Here is a 12,215-nt window from a genome sequence, read left to right on the forward strand (position 1 = left end):
ACAATGCGTTATGTGATTATTTTAAATTATTTTCACTGCTTATTATCGACGGCTAAACTATTTTTTTGGCTGATACTGATATCGTCTTTAGCCGGGAAACGTCTGGCGGCGCTGTTGGCTAAGTTTGCGGTATTGTTGCGGCGACATGCCGACATATTTGCCGAACGTGCTGTAAAAACGACTACTTGAACGAAAGCCTGCCGTCAGGGCAATATCGAGAATACTTTTATCGGTATCGCTCAGTAACGCGCGAACGTGGTTGATGCGCATCGCGGTAATGTACTGTTTCATCGTCAATTGCATGACCCGCTGGAATATCCCCATTGCATAGTTGGCGTTAAGTTTGACGTGCTCAGCCACATCGTTGATGGTCAGCGCCTGATCATAGTTCTCGGCAATAAAGCCCAGCATCTGGCTAACATAAAATTGCGCATGGCGCGAGACGCTGTTTTTGTGTGTGCGCGAGGTTTTATTGACCAGAATCGGTTCCCAGCCAGAGAGGCTAAATCGCTTGAGCATCAGGCCAATTTCATCAATGGCGAGCTGGCGAATTTGCTCGTTCGGACTGTTTAATTCCTGCTGCCAGCGGCGCACTTCAAACGGGCTAAGTTGCTGTGTGGCCAGTGATTTGATCACCATGCCGTGAGTGACGTGGTTAATCAGGTCTTTATCCAGCGGCCAGGAGAGAAACAGATGCATCGGCAGATTAAAAATCGCCATGCTCTGACAGGTTCCGGTATCTGTTAGTTGGTGCGGTGTACAGGCCCAGAACAGCGTGATATGACCCTGATTGATATTCACTTTTTCATTGTTGATCAGGTATTCCACATCGCCATCGAAAGGCACATTCACTTCGACCTGACCATGCCAGTGGCTGGTGGGCATGATATGCGGTGCGCGAAACTCAATCTCCATCCGCTGGTATTCCGAATACAGCGACAGCGGGCTGCGGGTCTGTTTTTCGTCGCTGCTGCACATAAACGTATCTGTATTCATGGATGGCTCTCTTTCCTAGAATATCAGAATTATGGCAGGAGTGAGGGAGGATGACTGCGAGTGGGAGCACGGTTTTCACCCTCTTCCCAGAGAGGCGAGGGGAGCGTCCGAGCATCATGAGGCCGAAAACTCTGCTTTTCAGGTAACTTATTACCATAAACTCAGATTTACTGCTGCTTCACGCAGGATCTGAGTTTATGGGAATGCTCAACCTGGAAGCCGGAGGTTTTCTGCAGATTCGCCTGCCATGATGAAGTTATTCAAGCAAGCCAGGAGATCTGCATGATGACTGCACCCAAAATTACATTTATCGGCGCTGGTTCGACGATTTTCGTTAAAAATATTCTTGGTGATGTGTTCCATCGCGAGGCGCTGAAAACGGCGCATATTGCCCTGATGGACATTGATCCCACCCGCCTGGAAGAGTCGCATATTGTGGTGCGTAAGCTGATGGATTCAGCAGGGGCCAGCGGCAAAATCACCTGCCACACCCAACAGAAAGAAGCCTTAGAGGATGCCGATTTTGTCGTGGTGGCATTTCAGATTGGCGGTTATGAACCTTGCACGGTGACTGATTTCGAGGTCTGTAAGCGGCATGGTCTGGAACAAACCATTGCCGATACGTTGGGGCCGGGCGGTATTATGCGCGCGCTACGTACCATTCCGCATCTGTGGCAAATTTGCGAGGACATGACGGAAGTCTGCCCCGATGCCACCATGCTCAACTATGTTAACCCAATGGCGATGAATACCTGGGCGATGTATGCCCGCTATCCGCATATCAAACAGGTCGGGCTGTGCCATTCGGTGCAGGGAACGGCGGAAGAGCTGGCGCGTGACCTCAATATCGACCCAGCTACGCTGCGTTACCGTTGCGCAGGTATCAACCATATGGCGTTTTACCTGGAGCTGGAGCGCAAAACCGCCGACGGCAGTTATGTGAATCTCTACCCGGAACTGCTGGCGGCTTATGAAGCAGGGCAGGCACCGAAGCCGAATATTCATGGCAATACTCGCTGCCAGAATATTGTGCGCTACGAAATGTTCAAAAAGCTGGGCTACTTCGTCACGGAATCGTCAGAACATTTTGCTGAGTACACACCGTGGTTTATTAAGCCAGGTCGTGAGGATTTGATTGAGCGTTATAAAGTACCGCTGGATGAGTACCCGAAACGCTGCGTCGAGCAGCTGGCGAACTGGCATAAAGAGCTGGAGGAGTATAAAAACGCCTCCCGGATTGATATTAAACCGTCACGGGAATATGCCAGCACAATTATGAACGCTATCTGGACTGGCGAGCCGAGTGTGATTTACGGCAACGTCCGTAACGATGGTTTGATTGATAACCTGCCACAAGGATGTTGCGTGGAAGTAGCCTGTCTGGTTGATGCTAATGGCATTCAGCCGACCAAAGTCGGTACGCTACCTTCGCATCTGGCCGCCCTGATGCAAACCAACATCAACGTACAGACGCTGCTGACCGAAGCTATTCTTACGGAAAATCGCGACCGTGTTTACCACGCCGCGATGATGGACCCGCATACTGCTGCCGTGCTGGGCATTGATGAAATATATGCTCTTGTTGACGACCTGATTGCCGCCCACGGCGACTGGCTGCCAGGCTGGTTGCACCGTTAAAACGCGACTAAACGCTACTGCGCCGGGGGATTTATTCCGGCGCACACCTCTGACGATACCAATAACAGAAGGCGGGCGTTGGTAACAGCGACCCGATACCCTATGAGCATTTCAATGACTACAAAACTCAGTTATGGATTTGGAGCGTTCGGGAAGGATTTTGCGATCGGCATTGTGTATATGTACCTCATGTATTACTACACCGATGTCGTCGGGCTGTCTGTGGGTTTGGTCGGTACTTTGTTTCTGGTGGCGAGGATCTGGGATGCTATTAACGATCCGATTATGGGATGGATTGTAAATGCTACGCGATCGCGATGGGGTAAGTTCAAACCCTGGATCCTGATCGGTACGTTGGCAAACTCTGTAATCTTATTTCTCCTCTTTAGTGCGCATCTGTTTGAAGGTACTACTCAGATTGTCTTTGTTTGCGTGACCTACATCCTCTGGGGCATGACTTACACCATTATGGATATTCCCTTCTGGTCGCTGGTTCCAACCATCACGCTCGATAAACGTGAGCGCGAACAACTGGTTCCTTATCCGCGTTTTTTTGCCAGTCTGGCAGGCTTTGTTACGGCAGGTGTGACGCTACCATTTGTTAATTATGTCGGCGGTGGCGATCGGGGATTTGGCTTTCAGATGTTCACTCTGGTACTGATCGCCTTTTTTATTGTTTCAACCATCATCACTCTGCGCAATGTGCATGAAGTCTTTTCGTCAGACAATCAACCGTCTGCTGAAGGAAGCCATCTGACACTTAAAGCCATCGTTGCGCTAATTTATAAAAACGATCAGCTTTCATGCCTCTTGGGTATGGCTCTTGCTTATAATGTAGCCAGCAACATTATTACCGGATTTGCTATCTATTATTTCTCATATGTTATCGGTGATGCGGATTTGTTCCCCTATTATCTGTCGTATGCGGGAGCTGCTAACCTGGTGACGTTAGTATTCTTCCCACGCTTAGTTAAATCATTATCCCGACGCATTTTATGGGCCGGAGCATCTATTCTTCCGGTGTTAAGCTGTGGTGTTCTCCTGTTAATGGCATTAATGAGCTATCACAACGTCGTCCTCATTGTGATTGCGGGTATTTTGCTGAATGTGGGAACGGCGCTTTTCTGGGTATTACAGGTCATCATGGTGGCAGATACCGTTGATTACGGTGAATATAAACTGCACGTACGCTGTGAAAGTATCGCTTACTCCGTGCAGACTATGGTGGTGAAGGGCGGTTCAGCCTTTGCGGCTTTTTTCATTGCGGTTGTGTTAGGGATGATTGGCTATGTACCGAATGTTGAACAGTCTACGCAAGCCCTATTAGGTATGCAGTTTATTATGATTGCTCTACCAACTCTGTTTTTCATGGTAACGCTGATTCTCTACTTCCGTTTCTATCGCCTCAATGGCGACACGCTGCGCAGGATCCAGATTCATCTGCTGGATAAATATCGCAAAGTACCGCCCGAGCCTGTTCATGCTGATATTCCGGTCGGTGCAGTGAGTGATGTGAAAGCCTGACGTGGACAATAGCTAACGAAAATGGCCTGATGCGATATGTTTATCAGGCCACGTCTTAATGTAATGCTTTGGATTTGCAAATTTTGTAGACCGGATAAGGAATTCACGCCGCATCCGGCATCAACAAAGCGCACGTTGTTATCCGGTTATCAAGCCAAAGCGCCGTAGCTGGCGGCAATGAAAGCGAGCGAGGAATATCACCGTCGTTAATGTGCCAAGCAGCGCGCAGAACATATCGGATTGCGTGTCCCACTGGTCGCCCTGGGTGCCGAGAAAATCATCCGCTCCCTGGCCCATTGCCAGCGCCGCCCACCACTCGATTAATTCATACATCGCGCTTATCGCCAGCGCCACGCAGCAGACCAGGAACGCCACCATGTTACGTCCGCGCACGTACATCCCGCGCACGAGAATTTCTCGTGCCACCAGTGCAGGCACCAGCCCCTGGAAAAAATGCCCCAGCTTGTCATACGGATTACGGCTCAACCCCAGCCATTCCTGCACCTCAAAACCAACGGGGACTTTCGCGTAGGTGTATTGCCCGCCGACCATCAGGATGATGGCGTGAAAGAAAATGAGCGTATAGAGCAGCGGCGTTAACGGATAACGTTTAGCGGTGGCAAGCAGTAGCGGCACGACAATAATCACCGGTGTCACTTCCATCAGCCAGGTGAGTTTGTCATGGGCCGAAATGCCGGTATAAATCAGGATTAACGTTAGCGCCAGTGCGCCGGTGTTAAGAATTAACGGCTTGAGTGTGCGGGTCATGGTGAGTTCGCAAATCAGGGAAAATACTGACTATTCACCAGCAAGCGTGAAATTACAATCGCAAAAGAGGTGGCCCAGGGGGATCACCTGGCAGCATGCTGCCAGGCGCTGGGCCGAAGAGGTTACTTAGTGCAGTTCGCGCACTGTTTGTTGACGATTTGCTGGAAGAAGTCGTTACCTTTGTCATCGACCAGGATAAACGCCGGGAAATCTTCTACTTCGATTTTCCAGATAGCTTCCATACCCAGCTCCGGATAAGCGACGCATTCCAGATGCTTGATGCTCTGCTGCGCCAGTACCGCCGCCGGACCGCCGATGCTACCGAGGTAGAAGCCGCCGTGTTTATGACACGCGTCGGTAACCTGCTGACTGCGGTTACCTTTCGCCAGCATGATCATGCTGCCGCCGTGGGATTGCAGCAGATCCACGTAGGAGTCCATACGGCCTGCGGTGGTTGGGCCAAGTGAACCTGATGGATAACCGGCAGGGGTTTTCGCCGGACCCGCGTAGTAGATCGGGTGATCTTTGATGTACTGCGGAAGTTCTTTACCGGCGTCAATCAGCTCTTTCAGCTTGGCGTGTGCAATATCTCGGCCCACGATAATGGTGCCGGTGAGCGACAAACGAGTGGATACCGGGTATTGCGAAAGCTGGGCGAGGATCTCTTTCATCGGGCGGTTAAGGTCAACTTTCACCGCTTCGCCTTCACCGGCCTGGCGCAGTTCTTGTGGAATGTACTGGCCTGGGTTGTGTTCCAGTTTTTCGATCCAGATACCTTCGCGGTTGATTTTCGCTTTAATGTTACGGTCAGCGGAGCAGGAGACGCCCATGCCGACCGGGCAGGATGCGCCGTGACGTGGCAGACGGATAACGCGAATGTCGTGCGCGAAGTATTTACCGCCAAACTGCGCGCCAAGACCGAGTTTCTGGGCCTCTTCCAGCAGTTCCTGTTCCAGCTGGACATCGCGGAACGCCTGACCATGTTCGTTCCCTTCCGTCGGCAGTTCATCGTAATAGTGAGCGCTTGCTAACTTGACGGTTTTCAGGTTGGTTTCCGCAGACGTACCGCCAATCACAAACGCGATATGGTACGGCGGGCAGGCTGCAGTACCGAGGGTACGCATTTTCTCGACGAGGAAGTTTTTCAGTTTGCCGGGAGTCAGCAGGGCTTTGGTTTCCTGGTAGAGATACGTTTTGTTGGCAGAGCCGCCGCCTTTCGCAACGCAAAGGAATTTGTACTCATCGCCATCTACCGCGTACAGGTCGATTTGCGCAGGCAGGTTAGTGCCGGTGTTGACCTCTTTGTACATGTCCAGCGCCGCATTCTGTGAATAGCGCAGGTTATCTTCGATATAGGTGTTATAGACGCCTTTCGACAGCGCTTCTTCATCACCGCCACCGGTCCACACGCGCTGGCCTTTTTTACCGACGATGATCGCGGTGCCGGTATCCTGGCAGGTCGGCAGCATGCCTTTGGCGGCGATTTCGGAGTTTCTTAAGAATTGCAGCGCCACGTACTTGTCGTTTTCGCTGGCTTCTGGATCGTGAAGAATAGCCGCAACCTGTTTCTGGTGTGCCGGACGGAGCATGAAAGAAGCGTCGTGAAAGGCTTGCTGCGCCAGTAGGGTCAGGGCTTCTGGTTCCACTTTCAGGATGGTTTCGCCGTCGAAGTCGGCAACGCTAACGTAATCGGAAGTGAGTAGATAGTATTCGGTATTGTCTTTCCCCATCGGGAAAGGTGCCTGGTAGATAAAGGGTTTGTTTGACATAGCTTCCAGCCTGTAACTCTGTATTTGTTATTCGAAAATGGCGTGCCGCGTAGTCACGGGCGGCACGCAAAGTGCATTTATAAGAACCCGTACATCGCGGCGAAGATCCAGCCGAAGACGCACGATACGCTCACACCAATCAACCCCGGCAGAATAAAACTGTGGTTGATGACGAAGCGACCGATGTGGGTGGTGCCGGAACGGTCAAACTGAATCGCTGCCAGATCGCTCGGATAAGTCGGCAGGATGTAATAACCGTAGCAAGCCGGTGCTGAAGCCACGATGTATGCCGGATCAACGCCGATCGCCAGCGCGACCGGAACAATCGCCGCCAGCGCCGCAGCCTGAGAGTTTACAAACTTGGAAACCAGCAGCAGAACAATGGCATACGCCCACGGATACTCTTTCACCATTTCACCCAGTACGCCCTGAATTTCAGACATATGCGCACCGAACATGGTTTCTGCCATCCATGCGATACCGTACACCGCCACGATGGCGATCATACCGGAACGGAAGACTTCGTTTTTTGAGATAGACGCGGGATTGGTTTTGGTCAGGATAATAATCAGCGCCCCGGTCAGCAGCATAAACATCTGAATAACCAGTACCATCGACAGCGGTTTGCCGCCGAAGGATGGACGCAGGTCCGAATCAGCACCAAGAAGTGCGACTACAGCGATTGCACCGAGGAAAATCCACATTGCCAGCCAGTTGCTTTTCGGCAGTTTTTTATCGAGCAGCGTCGCGGTATCACCGTAAACATACTCACGGTTTTCCGGTACGGAGATGAATTTCTGGAACTCTTCGTCTTTATCCAGATCTTTACCGCGGAACCAGCTGAAGATACCGATCGCCAGGATACCGATTAACGTCGATGGAATGGTGATTGCCAGCAGGTCGAGGAACTCAAGATGGCGACCATCAAAGGTGACATTACCCAGCATTGCAACCAGAGACACGACCGCAACCGACACCGGACTGGCGATAATCCCCATCTGTGCACCGATAGAACTTGCCGCCATCGGACGTTCCGGACGGATGTTGTTCTTAATGGCGACGTCGTAGATGATCGGCAGAATGGTGTAAACCACATGACCCGTACCGCAAAGAATGGTCAGTGTACAGGTCACAAACGGCGCGACAATTGAGACATATTTCGGGTTGCGGCGCAGCAACTTCTCGGCAATTTGCAGCATGACATCAAGACCGCCCGAAGCTTGCAAGGTCGCCGATGCCGCCACCACCGCAATGATAACCAGCATGACATCAACTGGTGGTTTACCTGGCTGAAGGTGGAAGACGAAGACCAGAATGACCAGACCGATACCGCCTAATAAACCCAGCGCGATACCACCCTTTCTGGCACCATAAAACAGACATATCAGTATTATGATAAGTTGGATAGTAAATAACATGTGTGAACCCTCGCGATAATCCTATTTAAATTTTTGCTGAATAGATCACAGTCACGTTCTGTTTTGTATGAACTGTTTTCAGAGCCTGACTAAATATCCGTTTGGTCGTTACCGGCTTTAGCAAATACCTCACAGTGAATATTGGCTGATTAAAGCAGCGGCAAATTTATGCACTGTGATAAGCGGCTTTTTCAGAGAGAAAGACTCTCTGGCGATGGGTTTATAGTTTGTACTGCGCAGATGTTAATGTTTTGTTTGCTGTTATCTTATTGATATTTATCGGTCTATTTTTTGTTCTCAGGGCAGATGTCATTAGGTTTATAGATTAATCTGATCTACCCATTTGTGGGTAAAAATACACATAATGCGGGTGACATAATAGTTAATTAACTTTTGTTAGCGTTTTGAAATTAAAAACACCGTTCACCTGAAGAGATATTAATTTTTAGCGATGATGGAGGGATAATTATATTTGATCTGGCACAAGTTTTACTGATGAAGGATGTAACTTGTGCCAGGGGTATTTTGCATTACGGTAATAATTATTACTTACAGATAACCAGCGATCCGTTATTGGCAATATTGTTTCAGTAGTGAGTAGTGTTCTGCCTGAATACGGTAACGGTAAACTGGACGCCCCGTGACGCCATAATGGATACTGGTGAACAAGATGTGGCAGTTGACCAGCCAGATGAGGTATTTACGGCAGGAAACACGCGAGATGTTAACCTCGTTAGCCAGCTCGTCGGTTGAAAACTCATAGTCCTGATGCGCGTCAATCCACTGGCACAGCGTGCGTAACGTCTGCGGCGTTAAGCCTTTTGGCAAGCGACGAGGATCCTGTTCGTTGGGGCTGCTGCCGTGGATTAGCTGATCAAGCTCGGCCTGGTCATAATACTGATGTTTTTCCAGCGCCATTTTCTTTTGCCGCCAGCCGGTGAGCGCCTCTTCAAAGCGGGAAGCCTGGAAGGGTTTGATCAGGTAATCCACGACACCGTAATGCAGCGAATCTTTAATGGTTGCCGCATCGGCTGCGGAGGAGATGACAATCACATCACTTTTGCAACGCGCGTTATGCAGGACAGGCAGTAAATCGAGCCCGTTCTCTTTTTGCATATAGATATCGAGCAATATCAGGTCGATAGGCGTATCGCTATTGAAGATAATCTCTTTGGCTTTCTCCAGCGTCGAGGCTGTTCCACAGCATTGAAAGCCTGGGATTTGTGCTACGTATCGGCGATTCAGCTCCGCGACCATTGCGTCGTCATCGATAATTAATACATTGATCATCTGTTCGACCTCTCCCCGTCCCAGGGTATCTGGACAAAAAATTGTGTGAAAATCCCGGGTTCCGATTCCACGGCGATGCTGCCGCCGAGATTTTCTACCTGTTGTTTGACAAGTGCTAAACCGACGCCTCGCTCGCTTCCTTTTGTCGAGACACCTTTGTCAAAAATGTGATCGATTTTGTCGGGTGCGATCCCCGGTCCATCATCGTTAACTTCGCAGTGCAGCCAGCCGTGACGGTAGTGCAATGTTACGCTAATTTCGCCACCGGGTTCCGGCCCTAATGCTTCCAGCGCGTTTTCTATCAGATTTCCCAATGTGGTAATCAGCGTCGCGACTTGGTCCTCACTGCCGCTGTCTGGCAGCAGGCTTTCACTGTTTAAAATCAGCGTATGGCCTAAATCGGTCGCGCGGTTAATCTTGCTGATTAAAAAACCAGCGATAACCGGAGATTTGATCTTACCCAGCAGAGAGCCAATCTCTTCCTGATAGTTATTGGCTGTTTTGAGAATGTAATCTTCCAACTGCTTATAACTCTTCAGATGCAATAATCCGAGAATCACATGCAATTTATTCATAAATTCGTGGGATCGTTCACGAAGTGCATCAGCATAGTTGACCAGACCGTCGAGTCGCTGCATCAGTTTACGAACTTCAGTTTTGTCCCTGAAGGTTGAAATGGCACCGATGATAACGCCATTACTGCGCACCGGAACGGTGTTGATCAGTAATAGCCGGTCTTTAATCGTAATCTCTTCGTCGCGGCGCGGCGTACCGTCGCGTAACACTTCCGAGACATCTACCACCTGTGACCATGAGTGGCTTAGCGTCGACAGTTTCTCATCGTCCTGCGACTTACGGTAATTCAGCAATTCTTGTGCGGCATCGTTGATCAGCGTGACCTCGCCGCGATCGTCCACGGCAACGACGCCTTCTTTGATAGACTGCAACATGGCCTGGCGCTGCTCAAACAGCGTGGAGATTTCGTAGGGTTCCAGGCCGAAAAGGATTTTTTTCAGTACCTTAACCAGAATGCAGGTGCCAATCAGTCCGACCAGCATGCCAAATAATACCGACCAGATAATGCTCCAGCGACTGTCATTGATTTGTTGGGTCACGCGGCTTAACTCAAGGCCGATCGCCACCACGCCAATTTGTTTATGATTTTCATCGTAGATGGGGGTAAATACGCGTAAAGCCTGCGCCAGAAAACCGCGATTGATAGCGACATTTTCTTTGCCATTCAGCGCTTTAAGGATGTCATCACCTTTAAATGGCTGACCAATACGCTGGGCTTCAGGATGCGAGTAGCGAAGACTTTGCATATCGGTAACGACAATAAACAGCAGATCGTTGCGTTTGCGCACGGCTTCCGCGATGGCCTGGATTCCGCTCTCCTGCGGTTTTTTCTGCAAGCCCTGACGGATTTCCGGCGAGTCGGCGAGGGTACGCGCCACTGCCAGTGCCTTGTTGGCCAGCCCGTCTCGCGTCATATCACTGATTTGCGAGAAGTAAATCAGATGCACCACCAATAGCACCGAGAACAGTACCGCGCTGACCATTAAGATCACTGTGGTACTCAATTTCATCGGACGTTTGCGTAACATGCGGTAGGGCAATGAATGTCTCATCAGCTTCCTTGTGTGACAAATTTCTTAAGCATTATCTCTGATGAGGCGGGTAATTCAAAGGGAGTAAGAATGATTGGCTATATAGGGGAAGAGACTCTGGCAACGGAAACTGCCAGTGCTGTATGAAGATTCCAGGGCTATGCTTATAGCGATAATCATACTGATGAGAGAGGGAAAGTCATGGATCAGGCGCTACTGGACGAGGGTTATCGCTGTTATACCGGCGAAAAGATCGATGTCTATTTCAACACTGCGATATGTCAGCATTCTGGCAATTGCGTACGTGGCAACGGCAAGTTATTTAATCTCAAACGAAAGCCGTGGATCATGCCGGATGAAGTCGACGTCGTCACTGTGGTTAAAGTGATTGATACGTGCCCGAGCGGCGCGCTGAAATACCGTCATAAATAAGCGAGGGTAAAATGGAAATACGCGAAGGCCACAATAAATTTTACATTAATGACGAACAGGGCAAGCAAATCGCTGAAATTGTCTTTGTGCCGACCGGAGAGAATTTAGCGATTATCGAACATACCGATGTCGATGAAAGCCTGAAAGGGCAGGGGATTGGTAAACAGCTGGTTGCGAAAGTCGTGGAAAAAATGCGTCGGGAAAAACGAAAAATTATCCCACTATGCCCATTTGCGAAACACGAATTTGATAAAACGCGGGAGTATGATGATATTCGCAGTTGATGGGAGAGTACAGAGTCACGATATTTTTCATGCTCTCCGCGGAGTGATGCAGGAGAGCATCTGAAGGGTAGGGGGATGCACAAAGAATGGGCAGAGAGCGCGTTTTTTTGTCCCAAGTCATCCCCTTTACTGAGCAAAAAAAAGAATATCTCCTATATGAGAATCATCAATCGGGGTTAATAATTTTTGCGTCCCCAGAGCATTCAATATTGATAGGAGTCATATTATGGAAGGTAAAAACAAGTTCAATACTTATGTTGTTTCTTTTGATTATCCATCATCTTATTCCTCAGTGTTCTTAAGGTTAAGATCATTGATGTATGATATGAATTTCTCTTCTATCGTGGCTGATGAATATGGGATACCACGACAATTGAATGAAAATTCTTTCGCAATAACGACATCGTTAGCCGCAAGTGAGATCGAAGATTTAATCAGGCTTAAATGCTTAGACTTACCGGATATTGATTTTGACCTCAACATTATGAC

General features: G+C 49.5%; 11 protein-coding genes. 5 read left to right on the forward strand and 6 right to left on the reverse strand.

Annotated features, from left to right (window positions below):
• Window positions 1-87: 87 nt before the first annotated feature.
• Window positions 88-996 carry a transcriptional regulator MelR gene (gene melR, locus E0D98_RS16425; protein WP_001090758.1) on the reverse strand — a complete coding sequence of 303 codons (909 nt, stop codon included), beginning with the start codon at window positions 994-996 and terminating at the stop codon, window positions 88-90.
• A 282-nt stretch (window positions 997-1,278) separates the two neighbouring features.
• Between melR and melA the strand changes: the two genes are divergently transcribed.
• Window positions 1,279-2,634: an alpha-galactosidase gene (gene melA / locus E0D98_RS16430; protein ID WP_000988016.1), complete on the forward strand. Its 1,356-nt coding sequence runs from the start codon at window positions 1,279-1,281 to the stop codon at window positions 2,632-2,634.
• Between the two features lie 102 nt (window positions 2,635-2,736).
• Window positions 2,737-4,158, forward strand: a complete 1,422-nt coding sequence (gene melB / locus E0D98_RS16435) for a melibiose:sodium transporter MelB (protein ID WP_000028114.1) — start codon at window positions 2,737-2,739, stop codon at window positions 4,156-4,158.
• 138 nt (window positions 4,159-4,296) lie between these two features.
• Here melB and E0D98_RS16445 read toward each other — a convergent pair whose 3' ends face one another.
• The 5 genes from E0D98_RS16445 to E0D98_RS16465 all read right to left on the reverse strand — a co-directional run bounded on the left by E0D98_RS16445 (window position 4,297) and on the right by E0D98_RS16465 (window position 11,031).
• Window positions 4,297-4,926: a DUF2238 domain-containing protein gene (locus E0D98_RS16445; RefSeq protein ID WP_050877244.1), complete on the reverse strand. Its 630-nt coding sequence runs from the start codon at window positions 4,924-4,926 to the stop codon at window positions 4,297-4,299.
• 122 nt (window positions 4,927-5,048) lie between these two features.
• Window positions 5,049-6,695, reverse strand: coding sequence for a class I fumarate hydratase (gene fumB, locus E0D98_RS16450; protein WP_131890755.1), 1,647 nt, complete (start codon window positions 6,693-6,695; stop codon window positions 5,049-5,051).
• A 77-nt stretch (window positions 6,696-6,772) separates the two neighbouring features.
• Window positions 6,773-8,113 (reverse strand): anaerobic C4-dicarboxylate transporter DcuB, encoded by a 1,341-nt coding sequence (gene dcuB, locus E0D98_RS16455; RefSeq protein ID WP_000899522.1) that lies wholly within the window; start codon window positions 8,111-8,113, stop codon window positions 6,773-6,775.
• A 570-nt stretch (window positions 8,114-8,683) separates the two neighbouring features.
• A complete protein-coding gene (gene dcuR / locus E0D98_RS16460; RefSeq protein WP_021547308.1) occupies window positions 8,684-9,403 on the reverse strand; it encodes a two-component system response regulator DcuR in 720 nt (239 codons plus the stop codon).
• The gene (locus tag E0D98_RS16465; protein WP_001216486.1) at window positions 9,400-11,031 is read right to left on the reverse strand and encodes a sensor histidine kinase; all 1,632 of its coding nucleotides are present in this window, start codon (window positions 11,029-11,031) and stop codon (window positions 9,400-9,402) included. Before E0D98_RS16465 ends, dcuR begins: the two co-directional genes overlap by 4 nt.
• Window positions 11,032-11,211: 180 nt before the next feature.
• On the opposite strand from E0D98_RS16465, the gene yjdI reads away from it, so the two are divergent.
• From yjdI to ghoS, 3 genes are all read left to right on the forward strand, one after another.
• Window positions 11,212-11,442 carry a 4Fe-4S mono-cluster protein YjdI gene (yjdI, locus tag E0D98_RS16470; protein ID WP_000371700.1) on the forward strand — a complete coding sequence of 77 codons (231 nt, stop codon included), beginning with the start codon at window positions 11,212-11,214 and terminating at the stop codon, window positions 11,440-11,442.
• 11 nt (window positions 11,443-11,453) lie between these two features.
• Window positions 11,454-11,726 carry a GNAT family N-acetyltransferase gene (locus E0D98_RS16475; protein ID WP_000405647.1) on the forward strand — a complete coding sequence of 91 codons (273 nt, stop codon included), beginning with the start codon at window positions 11,454-11,456 and terminating at the stop codon, window positions 11,724-11,726.
• Window positions 11,727-11,952: 226 nt separating this feature from the next.
• Window positions 11,953-12,215, forward strand: a 263-nt coding sequence (gene ghoS / locus E0D98_RS16480; protein WP_131890758.1) for a type V toxin-antitoxin system endoribonuclease antitoxin GhoS, incomplete at its 3' end; no start/stop codon positions are given.

This window comes from Escherichia sp. KCJ4928 (assembly GCF_004352695.1).
Classification (GTDB): Bacteria; Pseudomonadota; Gammaproteobacteria; order Enterobacterales; family Enterobacteriaceae; genus ECMA0423.

Excerpts from the sequence above, each read along its gene's own strand:
- fumB (WP_131890755.1), bottom strand. The coding sequence starts at position 6,695 with ATGTCAAACAAACCCTTTATCTACCAGGCACCTTTCCCGATGGGGAAA.
- melA (WP_000988016.1), top strand. The coding sequence starts at position 1,279 with ATGATGACTGCACCCAAAATTACATTTATCGGCGCTGGTTCGACGATT.
- E0D98_RS16475 (WP_000405647.1), top strand. The coding sequence starts at position 11,454 with ATGGAAATACGCGAAGGCCACAATAAATTTTACATTAATGACGAACAG.
- dcuR (WP_021547308.1), bottom strand. The coding sequence starts at position 9,403 with ATGATCAATGTATTAATTATCGATGACGACGCAATGGTCGCGGAGCTG.
- yjdI (WP_000371700.1), top strand. The coding sequence starts at position 11,212 with ATGGATCAGGCGCTACTGGACGAGGGTTATCGCTGTTATACCGGCGAA.
- melB (WP_000028114.1), top strand. The coding sequence starts at position 2,737 with ATGAGCATTTCAATGACTACAAAACTCAGTTATGGATTTGGAGCGTTC.
- E0D98_RS16465 (WP_001216486.1), bottom strand. The coding sequence starts at position 11,031 with ATGAGACATTCATTGCCCTACCGCATGTTACGCAAACGTCCGATGAAA.
- E0D98_RS16445 (WP_050877244.1), bottom strand. The coding sequence starts at position 4,926 with ATGACCCGCACACTCAAGCCGTTAATTCTTAACACCGGCGCACTGGCG.
- dcuB (WP_000899522.1), bottom strand. The coding sequence starts at position 8,113 with ATGTTATTTACTATCCAACTTATCATAATACTGATATGTCTGTTTTAT.
- melR (WP_001090758.1), bottom strand. The coding sequence starts at position 996 with ATGAATACAGATACGTTTATGTGCAGCAGCGACGAAAAACAGACCCGC.